19 protein-coding genes are annotated in these 22,107 nt (G+C 62.6%); 7 read left to right on the top strand and 12 right to left on the bottom strand.

What is annotated here, in order from left to right; genetic code table 11:
- Positions 1–1,691 (bottom strand): ankyrin repeat domain-containing protein (locus B0D78_RS10170; protein WP_205948304.1); only part of this gene is annotated, 1,691 nt, incomplete at its 3' end.
- 200 nt (positions 1,692–1,891) lie between these two features.
- Between B0D78_RS10170 and B0D78_RS10165 the strand changes: the two genes are divergently transcribed.
- Together B0D78_RS10165 and B0D78_RS10160 are read left to right on the top strand one after the other, a co-directional pair.
- A complete protein-coding gene (locus B0D78_RS10165; protein WP_078016857.1) occupies positions 1,892–3,097 on the top strand; it encodes a glycerate kinase family protein in 1,206 nt (401 codons plus the stop codon).
- Between the two features lie 101 nt (positions 3,098–3,198).
- Positions 3,199–4,392 (top strand): pyridoxal phosphate-dependent aminotransferase, encoded by a 1,194-nt coding sequence (locus B0D78_RS10160; RefSeq protein ID WP_078016856.1) that lies wholly within the window; start codon positions 3,199–3,201, stop codon positions 4,390–4,392.
- Between the two features lie 231 nt (positions 4,393–4,623).
- Here the strand turns inward: B0D78_RS10160 and B0D78_RS10155 are convergent, their stop codons facing one another.
- The 3 genes from B0D78_RS10155 to B0D78_RS10145 all read right to left on the bottom strand — a co-directional run bounded on the left by B0D78_RS10155 (position 4,624) and on the right by B0D78_RS10145 (position 8,565).
- The gene (locus B0D78_RS10155) at positions 4,624–5,793 is read right to left on the bottom strand and encodes a M20 metallopeptidase family protein (protein ID WP_078016855.1); all 1,170 of its coding nucleotides are present in this window, start codon (positions 5,791–5,793) and stop codon (positions 4,624–4,626) included.
- A 108-nt stretch (positions 5,794–5,901) separates the two neighbouring features.
- A complete protein-coding gene (locus B0D78_RS10150) occupies positions 5,902–7,311 on the bottom strand; it encodes a YfcC family protein (RefSeq protein WP_078016854.1) in 1,410 nt (469 codons plus the stop codon).
- A gap of 63 nt (positions 7,312–7,374) precedes the next feature.
- On the bottom strand, positions 7,375–8,565 hold the full coding sequence (locus tag B0D78_RS10145; RefSeq protein ID WP_078016853.1) for a M20 family metallopeptidase: 1,191 nt from the start codon (positions 8,563–8,565) through the stop codon (positions 7,375–7,377).
- Between the two features lie 198 nt (positions 8,566–8,763).
- Here B0D78_RS10145 and B0D78_RS12590 point away from each other — a divergent pair, with 198 nt between their 5' ends.
- Positions 8,764–9,582 (top strand): IclR family transcriptional regulator, encoded by an 819-nt coding sequence (locus B0D78_RS12590; protein WP_120372587.1) that lies wholly within the window; start codon positions 8,764–8,766, stop codon positions 9,580–9,582.
- Positions 9,583–9,900: 318 nt separating this feature from the next.
- On the opposite strand, the gene B0D78_RS10135 is transcribed toward B0D78_RS12590, so the two are convergent.
- The 6 genes from B0D78_RS10135 to B0D78_RS10110 all read right to left on the bottom strand — a co-directional run bounded on the left by B0D78_RS10135 (position 9,901) and on the right by B0D78_RS10110 (position 16,678).
- The gene (locus B0D78_RS10135; RefSeq protein ID WP_078016852.1) at positions 9,901–10,263 is read right to left on the bottom strand and encodes a VOC family protein; all 363 of its coding nucleotides are present in this window, start codon (positions 10,261–10,263) and stop codon (positions 9,901–9,903) included.
- Between the two features lie 99 nt (positions 10,264–10,362).
- The gene (locus tag B0D78_RS10130; RefSeq protein ID WP_078016851.1) at positions 10,363–11,865 is read right to left on the bottom strand and encodes an LTA synthase family protein; all 1,503 of its coding nucleotides are present in this window, start codon (positions 11,863–11,865) and stop codon (positions 10,363–10,365) included.
- Between the two features lie 175 nt (positions 11,866–12,040).
- Complete coding sequence (locus B0D78_RS10125; RefSeq protein ID WP_078016850.1) at positions 12,041–13,426, bottom strand: sodium-dependent transporter; 1,386 nt, start codon at positions 13,424–13,426, stop codon at positions 12,041–12,043.
- 85 nt (positions 13,427–13,511) lie between these two features.
- On the bottom strand, positions 13,512–13,868 hold the full coding sequence (locus B0D78_RS10120; RefSeq protein ID WP_078016849.1) for a GrdX family protein: 357 nt from the start codon (positions 13,866–13,868) through the stop codon (positions 13,512–13,514).
- A 195-nt stretch (positions 13,869–14,063) separates the two neighbouring features.
- A complete protein-coding gene (locus B0D78_RS10115; RefSeq protein ID WP_078016848.1) occupies positions 14,064–15,377 on the bottom strand; it encodes a glycine/betaine/sarcosine/D-proline family reductase selenoprotein B in 1,314 nt (437 codons plus the stop codon).
- Between the two features lie 14 nt (positions 15,378–15,391).
- A complete protein-coding gene (locus B0D78_RS10110) occupies positions 15,392–16,678 on the bottom strand; it encodes a glycine/sarcosine/betaine reductase component B subunit (RefSeq protein ID WP_078016847.1) in 1,287 nt (428 codons plus the stop codon).
- A gap of 160 nt (positions 16,679–16,838) precedes the next feature.
- On the opposite strand from B0D78_RS10110, the gene B0D78_RS10105 reads away from it, so the two are divergent.
- Positions 16,839–18,125: a CdaR family transcriptional regulator gene (locus B0D78_RS10105; protein ID WP_233543491.1), complete on the top strand. Its 1,287-nt coding sequence runs from the start codon at positions 16,839–16,841 to the stop codon at positions 18,123–18,125.
- Positions 18,126–18,218: 93 nt separating this feature from the next.
- On the opposite strand, the gene B0D78_RS10100 is transcribed toward B0D78_RS10105, so the two are convergent.
- Positions 18,219–18,701: a prolyl-tRNA synthetase associated domain-containing protein gene (locus B0D78_RS10100; protein ID WP_078016845.1), complete on the bottom strand. Its 483-nt coding sequence runs from the start codon at positions 18,699–18,701 to the stop codon at positions 18,219–18,221.
- A 213-nt stretch (positions 18,702–18,914) separates the two neighbouring features.
- Positions 18,915–19,535, bottom strand: a complete 621-nt coding sequence (locus B0D78_RS10095) for a response regulator (RefSeq protein ID WP_078016844.1) — start codon at positions 19,533–19,535, stop codon at positions 18,915–18,917.
- 220 nt (positions 19,536–19,755) lie between these two features.
- On the opposite strand from B0D78_RS10095, the gene B0D78_RS10090 reads away from it, so the two are divergent.
- The 3 genes from B0D78_RS10090 to B0D78_RS10085 all read left to right on the top strand — a co-directional run bounded on the left by B0D78_RS10090 (position 19,756) and on the right by B0D78_RS10085 (position 22,104).
- Positions 19,756–20,199 (top strand): hypothetical protein, encoded by a 444-nt coding sequence (locus B0D78_RS10090; RefSeq protein WP_078016843.1) that lies wholly within the window; start codon positions 19,756–19,758, stop codon positions 20,197–20,199.
- Positions 20,200–20,493: 294 nt separating this feature from the next.
- The gene (locus B0D78_RS12890) at positions 20,494–20,742 is read left to right on the top strand and encodes a hypothetical protein (RefSeq protein ID WP_168170098.1); all 249 of its coding nucleotides are present in this window, start codon (positions 20,494–20,496) and stop codon (positions 20,740–20,742) included.
- Positions 20,743–21,282: 540 nt separating this feature from the next.
- Positions 21,283–22,104 (top strand): ABC transporter ATP-binding protein, encoded by an 822-nt coding sequence (locus tag B0D78_RS10085; protein ID WP_078016842.1) that lies wholly within the window; start codon positions 21,283–21,285, stop codon positions 22,102–22,104.
- The last annotated feature ends 3 nt before the right edge of the window (positions 22,105–22,107 follow it).

Raw genomic sequence — 22,107 nt, 5'->3', positions numbered from 1 at the left:
GCTTCGATCCGTCCGTTCAGTTCGGCCACGGAGGCTTTTGCCGCTGCGAGCGCCGTAGCGGCTTCGGCCAATTCGGCTTTCGCCGTTTCGTCGGCCTTCGCGGCCGCGTCTTTCGCCGCCTGGTGGGCCGCCTTTTCGGATTCGAGCTGCCGGGTCAGCGCGGCGATTTGGGCTTGGGCGGCGGCAAGCTCTTTGTCGGACTCGGCCGCGGCGGCTTTCGCGGCTTCGTCGGCCGCAGCCTTTTCAGCTTCGATCCGTCCGTTCAGTTCGGCCACGGAGGCTTTTGCCGCTGCGAGCGCCGTAGCGGCTTCGGCCAATTCGGCTTTCGCCGTTTCGTCGGCCTTCGCGGCCGCGTCTTTCGCCGCCTGGTGGGCCGCCTTTTCGGATTCGAGCTGCCGGGTCAGCGCGGCGATTTGGGCTTGGGCCGTCTCAATTTGTTTGGCCAGTTCGGCCTTCTCGGCGGCGGCGTGTTCGGCGGCGGCTTGGGCTTCCTCTTCGGCCTGGCGGGCGGCGTCCTTCGTCACCTGATGGACGGTCCGTTCTTTCTCGAGCTGTCGGGTCAGCTCGGCGATTTTTTTCTCGGATTCGGCCTTCTGGGCGCCGAGTCTGTTTTCGTAGTCCGCCCGGGCGCGGTGGTTCTCGACCGCGGCTTTCAGTCCGCCCAGCTCGTCGATTTTGACGCCGGCTTCCCCGGCGTATTCGAGGGCGCTGCGGCCGTTTTTGTCGAACAAATCGGCACGCGCGCCGGCGTTCATCAGAGTTTGAACGGCGGCGGGATTCTTCACGGCGTACATCAGGGCCGTGCGCCCTTCCGGATCCTGGGCGTTGACGTCGGCGCCGGCGTCGATCAGGGTGCTCAGCACGTTTTTATCGCGGTTGTCCCGGGCGCCCCACATCAGCGGCGTCAGGCCGTCGACGGCGGCGTTGGGATCGCTGCCGGCCTTTAACGCGGAGCGCAGGCGTTGGGCGCTGCCGAAGCGGCACAGCTGGACGAGGCGCGCAGGCTCAAGGGGTTTCTGACCGGCGGCGTCCTGAAGGCGGGCGGCGATATCGGCATCGCCCTTGAAGCGGCTCGCTTTGAAATAGTCGTTCAGAGCGCGCCCTGGCAGATCTTTCGCCTTGCGGTCGGCGCCCGAATCGAGCAGCGAGATCACGGCCCCGCGGTTGGCGCCGCCGCGCAGGGCCAGCAGCAGCGGCGTGGCGCCGTCGCGGGCGCGGGCGTCGATATCGGCCCCGGCGTCGACGAGGGCGTTCACCATTTCGACGGAGCTGTTCTTGGCCGCCGCAAAGGCGAGCGGCGTCCAGCCGCGGCGGTCTTGGGCCTCGCGGTTGGCGCCGGCCGAAAGCAGGAAACGGATCGCGTCGGGGCTGTCGCCGAACTGGGCGGCGTACATCAGCGGGGTCATGCCGTTGCCGTCGGCGACGTTGACCTTGGCGCCGGCGTCGATCAGCAGCCGCAGTTTTTCCACCGAGGCGGCCGCGCCGCGGGCGGAAGCCGCTCCCATCAGAGGCGTCACGCCGCTGGCGGCCTTGACGGGCGACAGCTTTTCATCGCGGAGGGCCAGCGTGATCTCGGCCGGGCTGCCGTCGCGGCACAGATCGACGAATTCTCTCTGGGTCATCGCCGCCGCGCCGCCGGCGGACAGGCAGAGGACGGCCAGCGAAGCGACGAACATTTTTGCTTTGTTCATTTTCCACACACCTCGACTTCATCTGAGGATATTTTTCGCTGAAACAGCGAAAGGAAACGGTGTATCACGAAAATTATACTCTGAATGCGAGTTTTTGTCAGACTTCTGTCCGGAAACGTCTGCGCAAACCTCCCTTTTCGCCGGCAGATACGCTAAAATGAGCGCAGGCTGCTTTTTTTCTCGGCCGGGAGGTGAAATCGATGAGAGTTTTGATCGCCATGGATTCGTTCAAGGGGAATATCAGCGGGCTCGAAGCTTCTGAAGCCGTGGCCCGCGGCGTGCGGCGCGGCTGCCCGTGGGCGGATCTGAAGATCCTGCCCATCGCCGACGGCGGCGAAGGCACCGTCGAAGCTTTCGTGCGCTCGATGCGCGGACGGACGGTACGCGGTCCCTTCACGGGGCCGCTGGGGCAGCCTGTTGAAGCGGGCTGGGGGCTTTTGCCGGACCGCGGCGCGGTCGTGGAGATCGCGGCGGCCTCAGGGCTGCCGCTGATCCCTCTCGGTCAGCGCGATCCGCTCCGCACCACTTCGCTGGGAGCGGGCGAACAGATCCGCGCCGCGCTCGACGCGGGCTGCCGTTTCATCGTTCTGGGGCTGGGCGGCAGCGCCACCAACGACGGCGGCATGGGCATCCTCGCCGCGCTGGGAGCCCGTTTTCTCGACGCCGCCGACGGCGAGCTGACGCCCTGCGGCGGATCGCTGGAAAAGGTCGAGCGCATCGACGTGTCGCGCCTCGACCCGCGTCTTGCGGAGACGGAGCTGCTGCTCGCCTGCGACGTGCAGAACCCGCTCTGCGGCCCCAGCGGCGCCGCGGCGGTCTACGGGCCGCAGAAAGGCGCGACGGCGGAGACCGTGCAGCGCCTCGACGCTGGGCTGCGCCGATTTGCGGCCGCGATCGAACGAGCTTCCGGCCGCAGCGTGCTCGACCTGCCCGGCGGCGGCGCGGCTGGCGGCGCGGGCGCGGGATTGACCGGCCTGCTCGGCGCGAAGCTGGTCAGGGGCGTCGACCTGCTGGCCAAAGTCGTCCGCCTCGACAGCGAGATCAGGCGCGCCGACGTGATCTTCACCGGCGAGGGGCGCATCGACCACCAGACGGCGCAGGGCAAGGTGATTTCCGGCCTGGCGACGCGGGCGCGCGCCGCCGGCGTGCCGCTGGTCGCCCTGGTGGGCTGCGTGCGCGGACATATCGGGCCGCTCATGAGCATGGGGCTGACGGCGGTTTTTCCGATCACGGCGGGGCCATGCACCACTTCGCAGTCGTTCCAGCGTTCGCGCGAAGACCTGGAGCGCACGGCCTCGCAGGTGATCCGCATCGTCCGCGGCGTGCTGCGCCGCCAGTCGGGCCGCCGCCGGCCCAACAGGCCCGCGCCGAAAAACGACGGACGCGGCGACGCGGAACAACGATAAGCAGACGTCCCGTTTCGGCTTTTTCCCTTTTGTTCCTTTCGTCCTTTGGCGGCGAAAAGGTTCTTTCCCCCTTCATTTGATTTGGAAAAGAGATGACCGCAATGATTTCAGAGCGAGCGAAAAATATCGTCCCTTCGGCCACGATCGGGCTTTCGGCCCGCGTGGAAGAACTGGCCGCGCAGGGCGTCGACGTGATCAAGCTCAACATCGGCGAGCCTGACTTTCCGCCGCCGGAAAACGTCTGCGCCGCCGCCGTCGCGGCCGTGGAAGCGCGCTTTGCGAAGTACACCGCCGTACCCGGCATCGTCGAGCTGAGACGCGCCATCTGCGCTAAACTGGAACGCGACAACGGCGTGCGATACGCGCCCTCCGGGATCTGCGTCAGCACCGGCGCCAAGCAGGCGCTGCAGAACGCGCTCCTGGCGCTCTGCAATCCCGGCGACGAGGTGATCCTGCCCACGCCCGGCTGGGTCAGCTACAGCGAGATGATCAAGCTGGCCGGCGCGAGGCCGGTCTTTTTGCCCTGCCGTCCCGAAACCGGATTCGCCCTCGAACCCGAAGCCGTGCGCGAGGCGCTGACGCCGCGCACCAAAGCCGTGCTCATCTGCACGCCCCAAAACCCCACCGGCGCCGTTTACGCGGAAGATTCCCTGCGCGATCTGGCGGCGCTGGCGTGCGAGCGAGACTTTTACCTGATCGCCGACGAAATTTATGAAAAGCTGATCTACGACGACGCGCGGCATTTCTCCGTGGCTTCCGTCTCGGAAGAAGTCCGCCGCCGCACCGTCACGGTCAACGGCTTCTCCAAGGCCTTCGCCATGCCCGGCTGGCGCCTCGGCTACTCGGCCGCCGTCGGCGACGTGGCCAAGGCCATCGCCGACATCCAGGGGCACATGACTTCAGCCCCCAACGGCATCGCCCAGAAAGCCGCCCTCGCCGGACTGGCCGGCCCGCAGGACGCGGTCGAAGCGATGCGCGCCGAATACCAGCGCCGCCGCGATTTCGCCTGTGAAGCGCTGCGCGCCATGCCTGGCGTGGAGCTGGTCAAACCGCGCGGCGCCTTCTATCTGTTCCCGAAAGTGACGGCGTTCTACGGCGCGCGCCTCGGGAAATACCGCGTCGATTCTTCGCGGGATCTGGCCGACTACCTGCTCGAAGAAGCGAAAATCGCCGTCGTCTTCGGCGAAGCGTTCTTCGCCCCCGGCTATCTGCGCCTGTCCTACGCCACGTCCATGAGCCAGCTCCAGGAAGCCCTGCGCCGCATGGCCGACGCGCTGGCGCGGCTGCGCCGGTAAAACAAAAGCCGCTGCGGAGGTACGGAGAACTTACCGCCGCTTCGCGGCACAAATCAAAAGCGTTTTCGGCGTTCCCGCATGAAAAATATTTTCTGAAAACTTATTTATATTTCACGGCTGGGACGTTCGAGAGCGTCGCAAAAGAGAGCGGCCGCAGTTTTTTTGACTGCGGCCGCTCTCTTTTGCGACGCGATTTCGTCTTTTTTTGCTTTTCTCCGTGGCGGCCTTTGTTCAAGCCTCGCCCAGGAACTCCTGCGCGAACTGCACCGTCAGCGCGGCGCTGACCGCCAGGCAGTCCTCGTCGGCGTCGAACTGGTCGCTGTGCTGGGGCGCGCCGCAGCCCGTGTCGGGATTGGCGCAGCCCACGAAAGCCAACACTTCGGGACCAATCTCGCGGTAGCGCGCGAACGTTTCGGAAGCCATCCACGACTCGCCGGCGATCACTTCGGCGCCGATTTCTTCCGCCGCCCTGCGGGCGAGCGCCGCCAGCGCCACGTCGTTGACCGAGGGCGGACACCAGTTGCGCCAGTGCACCTCGGCCGTACAACCGTTGGCCGCGGCGGTCCCGGCCGCGGTCTGTTCGAGCAACGCGTGCAGGTCGCGCCCCACCTGTTCGCTGAAAAAGCGCAGGCTGCCTTCCATGCGGCACTCGTCGGGAATGCGGTTCCACGTCGAGCCGCCGTGAAAGTTGCACACCGTCAGCACCGCCGCCTCGCGGGCGTTGACGCGGCGCGAGATGATCGAATTGGCCCCGCAGAGGATCTGCGCGGCGCAGTTGATCGGGTCGAGCCCGAGGTGCGGCGTGGCGCCGTGCGCGCTTTTGCCCCGAACCTTAACGGCGAACGTCTCGCAGCCCGCCGTGCAGGATCCGTCGATCACAACCACGGCGCCGCAGGGGAAAGCGGCCTGCACGTGGACGCCGAAAATCGCGTCCACCGGCTTCAGCTCCGCCAGCAGGGCGCGCGCGTCGTCGCCCAGGCCCATCTCCTCGCCCGACTCGAAGCAGAAAATTACGCGCCCGGCCAGTTGTTCTTTGATTGCCGTCAGCCGCCGCGCCGCCGCCAGCATGCCCGCGGTGTGGAAGTCGTGCCCGCACATGTGCGCCGCGCCGTCGATTTCGGAGACGACCGCTTTTGCCCCTTTCAGGTTGCAGGCGTTCTCCTGCAGCGGCAGCGCGTCCATGTCGGCGCGCAGCGCCAGCGTCTTGCCGGCGCGTCCCGTGTCCAGCACGCCCAGCAGGCTGTTGCCCTTTTCTGGCGCGCGGATCACCGTCAGCCCCAGCCGTTCCAGTTCGGCGGCGACAAGCCCCGCCGTGCGCGTCTCCTGCCCGCTCAGCTCGGGATGACGGTGCAGATCGCGCCGCAGCGCCGCGATCTCGTCTTCTATCGGAATACGGTTCATCGTAAGTCACCTTCCTGTCGATTCCCATTATACTCCGTCGCCTGCCGTCGGCAAATACGTGAAGAGGACGCCCGCACGGCGCGGACGCTCTCTTTTTTTACGCCGGGGTCACGCCAGCTTGATCATGTGAGCGACGGAGACGAGCACGCAGCCCAGCGCCACCCACCAGAGGAAAACGCGCCAGCTGTACTTCATCCAGCGCTCGAAGGGCATGTTGACGATGCCCAGCACCGCCATCAGCGCCGAGCTGGTGGGGATGACCCAATTGCAGAAGCCGTCGCCGAAGTTGAAGGCGAGGATGGCCGTCTGCCGGGTCATGCCGATGATGTCGGCCAGCGGCAGCATGATCGGCATCACGGCCGCCGCTTGGCCGGAGCCGGAGGGGATCACCGTATTGATCAGCAGGTTGGCGATGAACATGGCCGGGGCCTGAAGCCACGCGGGAACAAGCTTGAGCGCTTCGCCGAGGGCGTAGACGATCGTGTCGAGCACTTTGCCGTCGGCGAGGATCGAAGAGATGGCTCGCGCCGCCGCGACGAGGAAGAAGACCATGACCATGGTCTTGGCGCCGTCCACGAAGGTTTTGGCGATCGCCGACGGCGACATGCGCGCGCACAGACCGGCGACGATGGCCAGGCCGATGAACGTGGCGGAAAGCTCCTGATATTTCCACTTCCACCGGATGCTGCCGTAGACCATCAGCGCCATTGCCGCCACGGTCGCCAGCGTCACCAGCCACTTGCTCGCGTCCATGGGGCCGTAGGCCTCGATCGCGTCGGAATCGCCGAGGTTCTCAGCCTTGTCCAGGTCGTACATGGGCGAAGCCGTAGGATCGTTGGAGATCTTCACCGTGTAGCGCCAGATCAAAAAGCCCGTGAGAACCATATACAGGCCGAAGCAGATGGCGCGGTACCACAGCCCCGAGAAGGGAGCCAGCCCCGCCAGCTCCTGGGCGATCAGCGTCGTGCTGGGCTGGAGCATGCCGGTGGCGAAGCCGACGGCCGTGCCGCCGGTCATGATGGCGACGGCGGTGACCGAATCGAGCCCCAGCGCCAGGCAGATCATCACCAGCACCGGCGCGAAGGCCACGAATTCGACGAGGCCGCGCGTGAGCATGATGAAGCAGAACAGCACGAACATCGAGAGCACGAACATCGATTTGCGCTCGCGATATTTCAGCGCCAGCGTGCCGATCGACGAGTGCATGGCCCCCGACTTGATGACGACGGCGAAGGCCGCGCCGGAACACAGCAGCATGAACAGCAGATCGACGGCGCTCTTGGCGCCCCTGGCGATGTGCAGTGGGATCAGCAGCGGATTGACGGGACTTTTCTCTACCCAGTGGAACGACGCCGCGTCGACGACGGAGCGCGAACCGACTTTGACGCGGTCGAACTCGCCGGCGGGAATGATCCACGTCGCCAGGCAGGCGGCCACGACGACGGCGAAAATGATCACCAGCGTGTTCATCGCCTTCTTTGGCTTTGCGGGAACAGCCGCCTTCACTTCTTCGGACATAACGAACCCCTCCTCATAAATTCGCTTCCAACGATAAAACCCAAAAGACCGCGACGCTTGTACCTACGCGCGCGACTCAGCCTCGAGCTGCGCCTTGCGCGTTGCGAACTCTTTTTTGATTTCGTCCAGCAGACCGGGGACGGAGATCAGGTCGGCCGCCGTGGCGGCCAGCACCTTGGCGCCGGTGACGATGGCGCTGTGGGCCGTATCCGTCTTGCCGGCGTCGAGGTACGCCTGCGAGTGCGAGGGCGAACCCTCGGGCACGAAGGCCACGCGGATGCACGAACCCGGCATGAGCTGCATGACGTTGCCGAGATCGGTCGAGCCGGTCTTCTGGCGCGGCGGGCGGATCGCCGGCGCGTTCACGGCGCGCGCGTTTTCCATGATCACGTCGTTCAGCTTCAACGCCGGGATTTTGTTGTCCACGTCCTTGCGGCGCTCGATCTCCACTTCCGTTTCCGTCATCATGGCCGCGCCGCGCAGCACCTTGAGGAAGCGCGCGATCACGCTCTCCAGATAGGCGCGGTTGTAGGACCTCACGTAGAACTGCGCTTTGGTGAAAGACGGCACCGTGTTCGCGCCCGTGCCGCCGCCGTCCGTGATGTTGTAGTGGATGCGCGTGTCCTCCTTGACGTGCTCGCGCAGGCACTCCACGCCGTGGAACGCCAGCGACATCGCGTCCAGCGAGCTGCGCCCCAGTTCGGGCTTGATCGCCGCGTGCGCCGCCGTGCCGCGATAGGCGACGAAGAAGTTCGTCAGCGCCATCGATTTGATGTCGGTCGTCGTCTCGCCGCTGCCGTGCATCATCAGGGCCACGTCGATGTCGTGGAAGCAGTCGCCGTTTTTGATCATGAGGATCTTGCCGCCCTCCGTCTCCTCGGCGGGCGTGCCGTAGACGACCACCGAGAACGGGCCGGGCAGGTCGGAATCCTTCAGCGCCGCGGCGGCCGCGAGGATGCACGGCCCTTGCATCTGGTGGCCGCAGGCGTGCCCCAGCGCGGGCAGCGCGTCGTACTCGCAGAGCAGGCCGATGCGCGGGCCGCCTTCGCCGCGGCGGTACACGGCGCGGAAGGCCGTGGGCAGGCCGCCGACGCCGCGCTCCACCGCGAAGCCGCGCTTCTCCAGCCATCCCGTCAGCAGCGACGAGGCGTGGACCTCCGTCAGGCCGACCTCGGGATGATCGTAAATGTCGTCGGACATCGCCGACAGCTCCGGCTTCAACGCGTCGATCAGCGCAAACATTTTTTCCTTCATCGAGAATCCTCCGTTTCATGCGATTCACTTAAAATGACGCCCGCAAAAAATTCTATTTTTACGACACTTGATTCTATTTTTAAAAATTGCTATTATTTTAGCAAGCCAGCGAAGGTTGTCAAGCCTCCCGCCGAAATTCAACGCGCCGGCGGCGCGCCCGCTTTTGCGGCGAACGCCGTCCCGCAAGGAGGACTCCGCATGGAGCTGAAAAACCGCGTCAAAGAATCCGAACGGCTGAACGCCTCGGTCGTGTTCAGTCTCGAAGCGCTCGATTTTCTCGAAACGGAGGGCTCGGCTTCGCTGACGGAGCTGAGCGGCGCTCTGGGCATCCACAAATCCCGCGTCATGCGTCTGTGCGGCACGATGGAGCAGATGGGCTACGTGATCCGCCGCGGCGAAGACGCCCGCTACGTGCTCGGCCCCCGCGTGCTGTCGCTGGGCAAGGCGTTCGAGCGGCACAATCCGCTGCTCCACGTACTGCGCCCGCAGCTGGAACAACTGGCCCGCGAACTGGACGAGAACGTCTCGTTTCAGATCATCCGCAACGATCGGCGCCTCTGCATCTGTTCCGTCTGCCGCGCGCAGCTGATGCGCTACGTCACGCCCGAGGGCAGCGAGGCGAAGTTCCCCTACGGCGCCGCCTCCAAAGTGATGCTTGCCTGGGGGCCGGCGGAACTGCGCGCCAAAATCCTCGCCGCCGCGCCCTATCCCCGCTATACCGAACACACGCCGACGACCGCCGACGAAGTGCTGCGCGCCATTGAAAAGACGCTGGAACGCGGCTACGCCGTCTCGCGCGAAGAGCGCACCTACGGCACTGCGGCGCTGGACGTGCCAGTTTTCGGCGCCGGCTGCGAGCTGCTCGGCGCGCTCGGCCTCGCCAGCACCACGGAACGCCTCACGCCGGAACTGATCGAAAAAGCCGTGCCCGCGCTGCGGAAGGCGGCCGCCTACATCCAGTCGATGACCGCCGGCGCGGAAAAGTTCGTGCCCAAGATGCCGCGGCGGGACGAATGAACCGCCGCCAGTCGCAGCTTGCCTGCTCTCGACCGGCGGGCAGAAATGTTCCACGTGGAACATTAAAAGCGTCCGGAAGCCGATGGACCAGATGCCATCGACTTCCGGACGCTTTTTGCCTTTTACGGCGTTTCGCGCTTTTTATACTATTTCTCAATCAAAATGCCGAATACAGAGGCGCTGCGGGGGAGATTCACAAAGCGAGCTGCGCAGACCGCGCCGCGGTCGAGGGAGTCCCGAGCGACTGAACTCCTCCGCAGCGCCCGGGAAACTATGTTAATACTTTCTATCAAGAATTAGTATTAACGAAAACCGGCATTACTTCCGGCACAGGCAGAACGGGTGCCCGGCCGGATCGACCATGGTCACGAACTGCGCGCCGCCGAACTGCGCCGTGGCTTTGACCGCGCCCAACGCCTCGGCCCTTTTCACCGCCTCCGGCAGATCCTCCACCTGAAAGTCGAAGTGCATCTGCTTCTGCTGTTTCCCCTTTTCCTCCGGCCACACGGGCGGCACGTAATCTTCCTCCTGAATGAACAAGAAGACGATGCCGCCTGAACTCCTGATCGCCGGCCGCTCGAACAGCACGCACTTTTCCCAGCCCAGCAGTTCGGCGTAAAAATTTTGCAGTCCCGTTTCGTCGTTGCAGTCGACCATCACGTTGCCGAGAATCGCTTCCATGATATCTTGCTCCTTCCGTTATCCTCCGTCATCGTGCTTTCAACGGATCACGAATCATGTTGTTGAAATAACACCGATTTCTCGCTTTCGCGGCGTCTTTCATTCCGCCTCTGACGCCGCCTCATCCCGGCCGGTCAGGCGCAGGTTGAGGGCGGTCAGTTCGGCGCTGTGCGTTTCGATCGCGCGCGGCGAAAGGTTGGGCGCGAGATCGTCGAGGAACGGCGCGTTATGCTTGATTTCGGCCAGATCGAGAATCAGTCCGGGAATGTTGTAAAAGCCGATCTCGCCGTGCGAGTCTCTGCCCGCGGGGCGGCGGTTCGTCAACAGCGCCACCGTGCGCGCGCGTTTTTTCAGGCGTGTGAGGATCGGCGTGTTGTTCTCGCTGCCCATCATCAGGTGGTCGCCGAGGATGACCACCGCCGTTTCGCGTCCGCCCGGCTGTTTCCCGACGAAGTCGACGAAATCGCCGAGCAGATAATCCAGGCAGGCTACGCAGTACTCGTGGCTCATGGGCGGCACGGCGGGCGACACCTTGTCCTTCAGGCGGGCGTCGGGAAGCCCTTTCGTAAAGTGCGTGTCGACCGTCAGCAGCGTCAGGTTGAACGGCCGTCCGGCGGCGGCCAGACGCGCGTATTCGATCTTCGCCTGCTCGAACAGGTCGGCGTCGTGCGCGCCCCAGACCGTTTTTTCGCAGCCTTTTTCGAAGTCCTGGAACCCCTTGACGCGGTAGCCCAGCATTTTCATCAGGCCGCCCGTGCCGCCGAAGCCGAGCTCGCATCCCGCCAGAAACAGGCAGTCGTAGCCCGCCCGCCGCATCACCTTCGTACAGGACGGCAGGCGGCTGCTTTTCAGCCGGTCGAAAATATCGTCGCCGGCGCCGCCGAAAAAGGCGGGGAACGAAGTCTGCGTCGCGTACAGCGCGCCGATGGTCCAGGTCGCGCCGCTGACGCATTTGTAATCGTCCCAGAGCGTCCAGCCGGAATCGGCGAGGCGGTGCAGGCAGGGCAGCGAAGCGGGAAAGTCTTCCCGGTTCAAAAAATTGGTCTCCAGCGATTCGCAGTAGATGACGACGACGTTTCTTCCCGCTTCGGCCTCGAGGTCGGCTTCTTCGAGAGGTGGCCGCCGCGCTCCCAGCGCCGCGAAAAGTTCCGCCTCGGAACAGGCCGAGGCCCGCGCGAACTGCCGCCGGACGTTCAGCATCTCCCGATAGACCGAGGTCACGGGCGAAAAGGCGATCGCCAGCGCGCAAAGCGCCAGCAGGCAGCGGCGCGGCCAACGACGGTTCTCGAGCGAAGTGCGCCGCAGCCGCCCCGTCCAGTTCAGCCAGACGGCGGTCAGGACCAGCGCCGTGATCGCGATAAAGACGGCGCTCGTCGCCGCCATGACGACCGGCGCCATGCGCAGCATGTCCCAGTCGAGCCGCATGAAAATGAAGTAGTCGAGATTGCGGTTCAGCACCTTGCAGCAAACCGCCTGCGCCGCCGCCAGGACGTAGCCGAGCAGTACCGCCAGCGAGCCGAGCTTCCGGTTTTTTATGAGAAAAAAACCGGCGGCGGCGAAGGGCAGAAAAAACAACAACGCGTCTTGAACGCACTTTTCCATGCCGAAAGACCTTTCTTTCTCAGCTTCAAAATTGAAGAGAGAAGCGATATCCGCCACTTTATGCGATATTGTAGCACGTCTGCGGCGTAAAATAATCCGCCGCGCGGGTCGCGAAAGATCCGCGCGGCGGAAACGAAGGCATGGAAACGCGCGTGCGCGCCGCCGTTTTTTGTTTCTAGAACACGTTGCGGTACATGATCACGATCAGGACGACGGGCAGGCCGTAAGTGACCCAGGGCATCCACCAGTCCTTGACTCTCCAGGTGTGGCTTTCGCTCAGGCCCTTGTTCGCTTCTTCCATGTAGCCCTTGAACTTCAGCACGAAGGAGACGTAGAGCGAAACGAGCAGCGCGTCGACGGGCATCATCACGTTGCCCGACAGGTAATCGGCGAAGTCGAAGATGCTCTTGCCGAGGACCCGGTACGTGGACATCCAGCCGTGCCCTTCGCTCAGTGAATAGGCGCAGGGCAGGCTGAGCACGAACATGATGAAGACGACGATCCAGGTCATCTTGCTGCGCTTCACCTTGAAGAAATCGGCGAAGCAGGCCACGGGAGCTTCGAGGTATCCAAGGCCGGAGGTGTAGCCGGCGACGGCGACGAGGATGAAGAACAGCGAAGCCCAGAACGACCCCATGGGCATCTTGCCGAAGACGACGGGCATGACTTCCATGACCAGGCCGACGCCGCTGGAGTTGGGATCGGCGCCGTAGACGAGCAGCGCCGGGAAGATGACCACGCCGGCGATCAGCGCGAAAGAGGTATCCATGGTCACGACCATGGCGGCGTCCTTGGGCATGTTGTCGGTGTCGCTGCGGTAGGAACCGTACACGACGGCGGTGGCGATGCCGACGCCGATGGAGAAGAAGCTCTGCCCGAGGGCATACAGCCACACTTCGGGATTGCCCAGCTGGCTGAAATCGGGGCTGAGATACCATCTCAGGCCGTCCATGGCGGTCTTGCCGACGCCCTCGACGGGGCTCAGCGTCAGCGAACGGACGGCCAGCGTCACGATCATGACGCCGAGGATGGGCAGCAGCCACTTGCAGAGCTTTTCGACGCCTTCCTTGACGCCGCGCGAGATCGCCATGCCGAGCGCGGCGAAGACGACGACGGTGTAGGCGATCAGCTCGAAGGGGTTTTTCATGAAATCGTTGAACATCACTTTGGTCTGCTCAAAGGTTGAACCGGCGAAAACTCCGCTCAGGGCTTTGACGGCGTAGCGGACCATCCAGCCGATGATAACCGTGTAGTAAGCCATCAGCACGATGCAGGCAATGGCGCCGATCCAGCCGATCAGCGACCAGCCGATCTTCTTCTCGCGGACAAAACCGACGATGGGCGTCGCCTTCATGCGGCGGCCGATGCTCAGCTCGCCCAGGAACAGGGGCAGCCCGATGAAAACGCAGATCAGCACGTAAGCCAGCACGAAAGCGCCGCCGCCGAACTTGCTGGTCAAATAGGGAAAACGCCAGACGTTGCCAAGGCCGATGGAGAATCCGGCGGCCGAGAGAATAAAGCCGATGCGACTGCCAAAACCGTCTCGTTTCTGTTCTTCCATAATGATCCATTCCTTTCTCTTTCGATAATCCATGGCCGCGTTTCACGGCCGGCCGTTTCGCTCCCCGCCCACGGCGGAGGCTCGATCACAGGTGGAACTTCGCCGCTTCGAAAAGAGCCGTCTTCAGATGTTCAAGGTCGATCCAGCGGTAATCGGCGTCGGCGTCCCCGGGATCGTCAAATCCCTGCAGCGACAAATGGCTGATCGCCCGGTCGAGTATGTCCCGTTCGCTGCCCTCCCATGAGTTTTTTTCAGACAGGACGACGGAGCGATAGGGGCTTTTGTTGAGACGGTTGTTCGCCGACAGCGGATGCGTGACGAGATGCCAGCCTTTCTCCATGTAATCGGAAACGGCCTGCAGAACATCCAGCGGCGTCCCCCTCACCAAAAGCGTTTCGCCCAGCTGTGCCGACTGCACGTCGGGATTGTTTGTGATGATCATGAGTCGCTGACCTCCGAAAAATTGTCGCTGCATATCAAGGCATAAACAGCTTTAGCAAACCTCCAACGAATGATCCAAAGAAGCGCAGTTCGTGAAAAAATTCATTATTGCGGCGCGACAAAAAGGCCGGCAGAACCCGACGAGGTTCCGCCGGCCTGTTGTTTTGTACGGGATCGCCAGAGAAAACGCTTTCTCCTAGAACGCCTTGAAGATCGTCTGCGTGTCGATCGGCGTGACCATCGCCTCGAGCGCCTTTTCGAGCAGCTTGCGGCGAGCTTTTTTGTCTTCCGCGTCGCCCAGCTCGGGCTTGCCCACGGGGTGGGGGATGGCGACGCCGGGGACGATCCGGTTGGAGCCGACGGTCATCATGATCGGCACGATCGTGGCGATCTGCACGACGGGGATGCCGGCGGCCTTCTCGATTTCACGCGACATCGATGCACCGCATCGAGTGCAGGAGCCTCAGGTGGAGGTGAGAATGGCGGCGTCGACGCCCGCGGCTTTCAGCTCCGGGCCGATCTCCTGGCCGAACTTCTCGGCCCAGGCCACGGCCGTGCCGGTGCCGGTGGTGCAGTACACGTACTTGTAGATCTTGCCGATCTTGCCCTCTTTCTCCAGCTCGCGCATCTCGTCGAGCGGCAGCACCACATCGGGGTTGGCGTTGGCCCACTGCGTGTCGTAGCCGCCGTGGATGGACTCGTAGTTCTCGGGGGTGAGGTCGTTGAGGCCGGTGATGTCGTAGCGGCCGTAAGACTCCGCGGAAGAGACGCGGATCTTGTCGGGATTGCCCTTGGGAACGATACCGCCGGAGGTGATCAGGGCGATGGTGGCGTGCTTGAGATCCTTGACCGGAGCGCAGGGCTCGATCTTTTTGAAGGTCGGCATCTCGTACTCGGTCTGGAACGGCTCGCCGGCCATCTTCTTGAGCAGCATCTCAAGGCCGCGCTGAGCGCCGTTCTTCTCGTGGAAGAAGACGCGTCGGAAGCCGCGGCTGATGTAGTTCTCGTCGGCGGCGGGGCCGAGAGTTTCCTTCTTGAGCAGCTTGAGCGCCAGCGAGCTCATGGATTTGGCCGCGTCCTTGATGCCGCGGGCGCTGTTGGCGGTCTTGACGATGAAGACTTTCTTGGCGAAGGACTCGGCGCCGGGATTCTCGGGATACATGCCGGTGACGACGGGAATGCCCAGCGTGTCCTGCACGGCGGCGCAGATGTCGCCGCAGGCCATGCCGTAGCGTCCGGCGAAGAACGCCGGGCCGGCGATCAGCAGATCGGGCTTGTAGCTGCCGATCATCTCGAGCAGAATCTTTTTGGCTTCTTCGTTGTGTTCGTTGAAGTAGTTGTCGCCGCAGATCACCGTGCCGACGATCTCGGCTTCTTTGCCCAGCTCTGCCTGAAGGGCGGCGCCGGGGCCGACCTTGCCGTCGCGTTTTTCGGGCGGCACGTGGGCCATTTCTTCTCCGCCGATGCCGGCGTAGAACTGGTTGATGTAATGAACGATGCGGAACGTCATGACCGATCCCCTCCTTACACCCAGAGCGAGCCGGACTTGTTGAAGCCGGTCTCGCAGGTCGAGCCGATGATCGACTGCAGTTCGACGTACATGGAACCGTCGGGACGAAGGCTCTCGGCCGCGCCGCCGGAAACGTGGGCGATGGACTCGATGAAGCCGATCACTTTCTTCATGGCCGGCACTTCGAGCATCTCGTTGACGTTGCCGCAGGAGACGAAGGCCGTCATCTGCGGTGTGGCGTCGGCCAGCCCCTGCGAGGCGCCGTCGGTGCCGGAGGCTTCGTCGGCGATGACCACGGTGCTCATGCCCAGCGCTTCGCACTTGTTGACGTTCAGGCAGAGGTCGCTGTCGGGATTGCCGTAGCCCTCTTCGGTGATGATCACGCCCTTGGCGCCGAGCTCGCGGCAGAGGCGGGCGTTGAAGGACGAGGCGCGCTCCTTGCCGGCGAGGACGACCGACTCCTGCGTGGGGATCATGCCCAAGAAGTTGACGGTCTTGCCGTGCTGGGCGTACAGCTCGGAAACCACCGGGTCGTGCAGGTGGTGCCAGGTCGTGGTCTTGTCGCAGGCGGACACGCAGTTGCCGGAGACCATGGCGCCGTCGAGCACTTCGTTGGGGTGCAGCAGCGTGGGCAGGCAGGTCTTGACGTCGGCGCCGTACACGTACGTGTCGTGCAGCAGTCCCTGCGTGATGCACATGCAGAGGTGGACAACGGGCGGCAGGTCGGGATACTTTTTCAGCTCTTCGGCCACCGTGCCTTTTTCGAAAACTTCCGTGGCGTCGATCTTCGCATCCTTGCAGCAGTCGGCCAGCCAGACGGCGGCTTTCAGGCCGCCGATGCGGATCGCTTCCTCGTATTGATGCTTTTCCAGGTCCTTGACGGGCTGGGCGATCAGCACCACGTTGAACAGCCCCGCGAACGGGCTGAACTTGGCGGCGGGCCCGCTCATGTCGATAAAGCCTTCCTGGAATCCCATGATCGGGCCGACGGTGACCACGCCGGCGCCGTCGAGCACGAACGTCGCGCCTTCACCCGCCGTGTCGTTGGGGCCGATCACGGAAGCGAAATAGCTTTCGCCGCCTTCGAGCTTGACGCGCGGCTCGATCACGTCCTTGACGGGGATGATGCGCACCGATTCGCCGGGACGGGCCAGATCGACGTCCCATTTTTCGATACGGTCGTCGTCAGACAGCGCCGCGATCAAGCCCGCTTTGTCGACGTAGAGCACGCCGTTTTCCATGCGGGTTGGACTGCCCCACTCAAGCCCGGTCACGTGAGCTTTGCGAAGTTCCAGTCTCATAGAAGCATTCCTCCTCAGCTTGTTGAATATTATTTATGGTTCTTCGCCTTATTTGAAATGATAAAGAATGCTCTCACAAAAAAAACCGTTGCAAATTACCAGATTTCATGAGTTAATACGCCCGGAGATTCGTATTAATCATACAGGGTGAGGTGAAATGATGAAAAATAGCAAAATAGATGAGATGACATTAATACAAAAATGCGCTCAGGAGATCGCTTCTTCCACAGCGGCGATCATCGGCCATAACCTCATCATCACCGACGTGGACGGCAAGATTATCGGCGCCAGCCAGAGTGAGCGCATCGGCCAGCTGCACGAGGCTTCGCTCGAAGTGGTGCGCACCGGCACGGCCTCCGAGACGACGCGGGAGCAGGCGCGCCAATTCAGGGGCACGCTCCCCGGCGTCACGTTCCCGATCCAGAACCTGAACGGACGCACCGTCGGCACCATGGCGCTGACGGGCGTGCCGGACGAAGTGCGCCCGTTCGGGCTGATCGTCAAAAAGCAGATCGAGATCCTGCTGCGCGAGCGCGAGCTTTACGTTTACTCCAGCAGCCGCGAGAGCATTTTGCAGGACCTCATCCACGATCTGGAGACTTTCGTCCCCGGCGTCGGCAACGAGACCATGCTTCAGTCGCGGGCCATCGAGCTCGGGTACGATCCGAGCCTGTTCTACATCCCCATCGTCGTCGACCTCTATCAGTTCGGCCGCTACGCGCTGGAGGTCCGGCGCGAATGTCGGGACGGGGAGGTGGAGATGCGCATCCTCAACATCAAGAAGGCCGTCCTCGCGGAAATGCGCGGCATCTTCTCCCATCCTCGCACTGTCTCCAGCATCAGCGGCAACAACCGCTTCGTCACGCTCCATGCCGTCAAGGACGCCGACCACGCCGACCCGCAGCACGAAAAGGCGGCGCTTGCCCAAGTCGTCGGACTCTCGCAGAGTCTGTTGGACCGGCTCGAGGACTACGGGCTGAAAGCCGCCATCGGCATCGGCTCGCCGGCGCACAGCGTTGCGGCGCTGTCGTTCAGCTGTCAGGAGGCCCGCAAGGCGCTGATGCTGGGCAAAAAGTTCAAACAGCGTCCCGGCGTGTACTGCATCGCCGATTTCCGCATGGAAGACGTGATCTCCACCATCGACGCGCCCGTGCGCATCCGTTTCATCAAGGCCTTGACGGGCAATCTGCGCGGCAAATCCGACTGGCCGGAGCTGGAAAAGACGATCCGAGCCTGGTGCGAAAGCGGCTTCTCGCTGGTGGAGACGGCGCGGCGGCTCCACATCCACCGCAACACGCTGATCTACCGTCTCGAGAAGATCAAGCGCCTCACCGGCGAGGATATCCACAGCTTCCATGCCTGTTTCAACTTCTATTTCGCCCTGCTGCTCGGCCAGTATTCCGGCCCCGCGGCCAAAGAGAGCGCCGTTCCTCCCGCCGAAGGATGAAAGCGAAACGCCCGCCGAACCGAAAAAAGCGGCCGGAGGCTGATGAGTCGAATGTCATCAGTCTCCGGCCGCTTTCGACATTGAAAATCGGTATCAGAAGCGGGCGAAGTTCAGTTCGTTGCCGTGCGCCGTGATCAGGCGCGCCACGTCTTCGGTCTTCACGTAGACGGTGGCGGTGTTTTCGTTGGGGTGGATGCCCATCTTTCTGCCGCGGAAATCGTCGTCGAAATAAACCGTCACCTGGCGCCCTTCGTCGTTGAGGACGCCGAAGGGCGTGACCGAGCCCCTGGCGAGGCCGAGGATCCGGTTCAGCTCTTCTTCCGAGGCGAAACTGAGGCGGCGCGTGCCGAAGCGCGCCTTGAAGTCTTTCAGGTCGACGCGCTTTTCTTCCTTGACGGTGATCAGATAATAGCGCTGCTTCTTGTCGTCATGGACGAAAAGATTCTTGGCGATCGCCTCGACGTGAGGCAGGCCAAGCGCCAGCATTTCGTCGATGGTATAGACGGGATCGTGTTCCACCTTTTCGTAGGCGATCCCTTCGGCGTCCAACATCGCGATCACTTCTCGCTTGTTCACTGCTGTTCAGCTCCTTTGTCTCAAGATGTTTTGATCTTGCCGCGCCGGCCGTTCCGCTGTCAAAAACGGCGCCGTCCGTGCAGCGAAAGGGCGCGGCGGCGGGCCGGCGAGGTTCGTCGCCGTATGGCCGAGCGCTCCCTCGGGATCTGGACAAAACGGCGGCCCGTCGCTGCTTCTGCCCTCGACGGCGTTGTATGCGAAAACTCCCTGCGCTCACCGCGGCGCGAGGCAGCCGCGGGAGAGCATGTGGGAAAGGAGCTGCGAGATGCTGCCGTAACCGGTCTTGTTCAGGATCGACGACACGCAGCCTTTGATCGAGCTGGGGGAGAGAGCGAGCGCGGCGCCGATCTCTTCGCGGCTTTTGGATTCGCAGAGCATGCAGAGCAGTTTGATCTCGCGGCGCGTAAAGACGCCGGCGAACGGGTCGATCTGACGGAGCATCTCTTCGTTGGGATAGATCTGGTAGCCGCCCGTCGTGCCGCGGGCGCAGGTGACCAGCCCCTCCTGCATGCAGTTGTAGTAGAAGAGGAACGAATCGACGCCCCGCTCGCGCGCGTCGGCGATCAGCGACGAGTCGGACAGCCCCGTGAGGAACATGATCTTGGCGGAGGGCGAGCTCTTTTTTATCGCGGCGGAACTGCTGAGCGCGCCCCGCACGTTGTCGAGGGCGAGGTCGAACAGAAGCAGGTCGGGGCGCAGTTTTTCGCAGACGCCGGGCGCGTCTTCCGTGCGCTCCGGCTCAGCGGCGACCGCGAAATCTTTTTGCGCGGCAAGGCAGTCCGAGAGCAGGCGACGGATCAAGTTATGGCGGCTGATAACGACGATATGAACCATCTGTTCTTTTTTTGACCTTTCTGCGGGTAATTGAAGCTTTTTCAAGATGCTAACGTTTTATCGGGCCTCATGTCAAGGACTTTCGGCTAATTTTCTTGGCGCAATTTTAGCCGAAAGGGCCTTGCGGCGCGCGGCGGCTGTGAAATAAAATAAATAGAAACGCGGGGACATGCCCCGGCGATTGGCGGCACGGACCGCCATTTTTCAAGGAGGAAAAACGATGAAAAAGCTTCTTGCGCTCGTGTTTGTGCTGGCAATGGCCGCCATGGCCTGGGCCGCTCCGCTGGATTGCGGCTACTTTACGGCCGACGTGCCCGAGGGCTGGACGTTCGAGATGGTCCAGCAGGACGACAATTCCGTCACCGGCGTGCTCAAGGCTCCCGACAACACGCTGGCGTTCACCGTGTCGGCGCTCAAGGCTTCCGAACAGCTGACGGTCAAGACGGCTGCCGGGCAGTTCGCTCAGGCTCACGGCGCGACCGATCTCGCCAAAATGGACGGCGAGGGAGAAAGCTACGAATACACCGCGACGGTCAACAACGCGCCCGTGTACGCGCAGATTTTCGCCATCGACGACTCCGCCATCGGCTACATCGCCGTCGCCGGCGACCACGAGAGCGAGCTCGCCACGAACGTCTTCAACTCCATCGAGTTCAAGGAATAGCGCGCCTCTGGCTGAAGGGTCGGAACAAAAGCCGCGGTGGTGGCCTCCATCGAGATAAAGGATCACGACTTCCCTTCGAGATCGTCGGCGATTCCATCTATCTTGAGGAGGACGCCTATCTGTTTGCCAAGACGCAGCGCGGCGACGCGCTGTCTGTCAAAAACTAACCGCTCCATAATTTTAAGGAAGGATCTCTTCAAAGGCAATAGTGACCGCCCCGCCTCTCTCGGCACACGAGAAAGGCGGGGCGGTTTTTTGCGCGGCAGCGACGAAATGTCTTTTGTATGATACGTTGTGAAGGCTGTAACGGAGACCTTTCTCGCGAAAATGCTCCGTGTGGAGCAGAAGCGCGGGGATTTTCGTTTTGCCGCGATTGGAACGCAAATGAGTTTCGATTCAACTCGATTGGAACGAAAAATTATTTTCGTCCCAATAAGCTGGCGTTGCACGGAATATCGTATCGGCGCGACGCAAGACCGTAAAGAAAGCCGCGCGAAAGGCGTCAATATTAAATTAATACTAATTCTTGATAGAAAGTATTAACATAGTTTCCCGGGCGCTGCGGAGGAGTTCAGTCGCTCGGGACTCCCTCGACCGCTGCACGGTCTGCGCAGCTCGCTTTGTGAATCTCCTCCGCAGCGCCTCTGTATTCGGCATTTTAATTGAGAAATAGTATAAGAGGGAATTCTCAACGGCGCGGCTCGTTGGGAATTCCCTTTTATACCAATTCTTGACAGAAGTATTGGCATGGCTTTCGGGGGGCTGCGGGGCGTCTGGCCACGCGGGACCATCCCGATTGCCGCGCAGTCTGCGCAGCTCGCTTTGTGAATTTCCCCCTCAGCTCCTTTGCGTTCGGTCTTTTAATTAAGAAATAGTATTATCTTTCTTCACGGCGCAGCGGCGTCTGCGCGATCGAAAAGCGCGTCTGCCGGCGGTATCGTGGTTATGACGGACAAATACGTAGAAATAGCGTTAAAGTCCATGAAAATAATTAATGCATCGCTTGGGATGTAATGCTATTATTATTATAATTATTAAGAATGGATACGCAAAAACGCCACGTGCAGAGAGGACGCGCCCGCCGTGCAGAATATCGCCGTCAAGGACCTTTCCTTCGCGTATGTGAAGGACAAGCTGATACTGAAAGATATCGAGCTCTCCGTCGCGGCGGGGGAGTTCGTCTGCCTGCTGGGGCAGTCGGGCTGCGGCAAGAGCACGTTTCTGCGCCTGCTGGCGGGGCTGGAGCGTCCTACCTGCGGCGAGATCACGCTCGACGGCCAACCGATCGTGGGCGCGGGACTGGATCGCGGCGTGGTCTTTCAGGATTACGGCCTGTTCCCGTGGATGACGGCGGGCGAAAACATCATGCTGGCGCTGAGACAGCGTTTCCCCGGGCGCGGCGCGGACGAGCTGAAGGCGGTCGCGCTGGAAAAACTGCGCGAGGTCGGTTTCGACAGCGCGGTCTTCCGCAAGCTGCCGCGCGAGCTGTCCGGCGGCATGCAGCAGCGCGTGGCGATCGCGCAGGCGTTCGCCGTCGATCCGCCGGTGCTGCTGATGGACGAACCGTTCGGCGCGCTCGACGCGGTGACGCGCGCCATGCTTCAGGATCTGGTCTCGGAGCTGTGGGCGAAGCATGAGCCGAAAAAAACCGTCTTTTTCGTCACGCACGATGTGGACGAGGCGCTGCTGCTGGGCAGCCGCGTCGTCGTGCTGGGGCAGTCGCCCAGCGGCGTAATCTTCGACTGCCGCGTTCCCGCGGCGGAGCGTGCCTCGCGCAGCTCCCGCTTCGAAAACGCGGAGTTCGTTCGCCTGCGCGAGACGCTGATCCGGCACATCAACCGCGACGTGGCGGAGCGCCTGTCGCGCAGCGGCTTGTTTGCGCATGGAAACGGCGCCGTCGATTAAGCT

The sequence above is a fragment of the Pyramidobacter sp. C12-8 genome (genome assembly GCF_002007215.1).
In the GTDB taxonomy this organism is placed as follows: Bacteria; Synergistota; Synergistia; order Synergistales; family Dethiosulfovibrionaceae; genus Pyramidobacter.
This window is presented reverse-complemented; position numbering and strand designations above follow the sequence as displayed.

Coding starts and splice junctions, on each gene's coding strand:
- B0D78_RS10165 (WP_078016857.1), top strand. CDS start 1,892: ATGAGAGTTTTGATCGCCATGGATTCGTTCAAGGGGAATATCAGCGGG.
- B0D78_RS10160 (WP_078016856.1), top strand. CDS start 3,199: ATGATTTCAGAGCGAGCGAAAAATATCGTCCCTTCGGCCACGATCGGG.
- B0D78_RS10155 (WP_078016855.1), bottom strand. CDS start 5,793: ATGAACCGTATTCCGATAGAAGACGAGATCGCGGCGCTGCGGCGCGAT.
- B0D78_RS10150 (WP_078016854.1), bottom strand. CDS start 7,311: ATGTCCGAAGAAGTGAAGGCGGCTGTTCCCGCAAAGCCAAAGAAGGCG.
- B0D78_RS10145 (WP_078016853.1), bottom strand. CDS start 8,565: ATGAAGGAAAAAATGTTTGCGCTGATCGACGCGTTGAAGCCGGAGCTG.
- B0D78_RS12590 (WP_120372587.1), top strand. CDS start 8,764: ATGGAGCTGAAAAACCGCGTCAAAGAATCCGAACGGCTGAACGCCTCG.
- B0D78_RS10135 (WP_078016852.1), bottom strand. CDS start 10,263: ATGGAAGCGATTCTCGGCAACGTGATGGTCGACTGCAACGACGAAACG.
- B0D78_RS10130 (WP_078016851.1), bottom strand. CDS start 11,865: ATGGAAAAGTGCGTTCAAGACGCGTTGTTGTTTTTTCTGCCCTTCGCC.
- B0D78_RS10125 (WP_078016850.1), bottom strand. CDS start 13,426: ATGGAAGAACAGAAACGAGACGGTTTTGGCAGTCGCATCGGCTTTATT.
- B0D78_RS10120 (WP_078016849.1), bottom strand. CDS start 13,868: ATGATCATCACAAACAATCCCGACGTGCAGTCGGCACAGCTGGGCGAA.
- B0D78_RS10110 (WP_078016847.1), bottom strand. CDS start 16,678: ATGAGACTGGAACTTCGCAAAGCTCACGTGACCGGGCTTGAGTGGGGC.
- B0D78_RS10105 (WP_233543491.1), top strand. CDS start 16,839: ATGAAAAATAGCAAAATAGATGAGATGACATTAATACAAAAATGCGCT.
- B0D78_RS10095 (WP_078016844.1), bottom strand. CDS start 19,535: ATGGTTCATATCGTCGTTATCAGCCGCCATAACTTGATCCGTCGCCTG.
- B0D78_RS10090 (WP_078016843.1), top strand. CDS start 19,756: ATGAAAAAGCTTCTTGCGCTCGTGTTTGTGCTGGCAATGGCCGCCATG.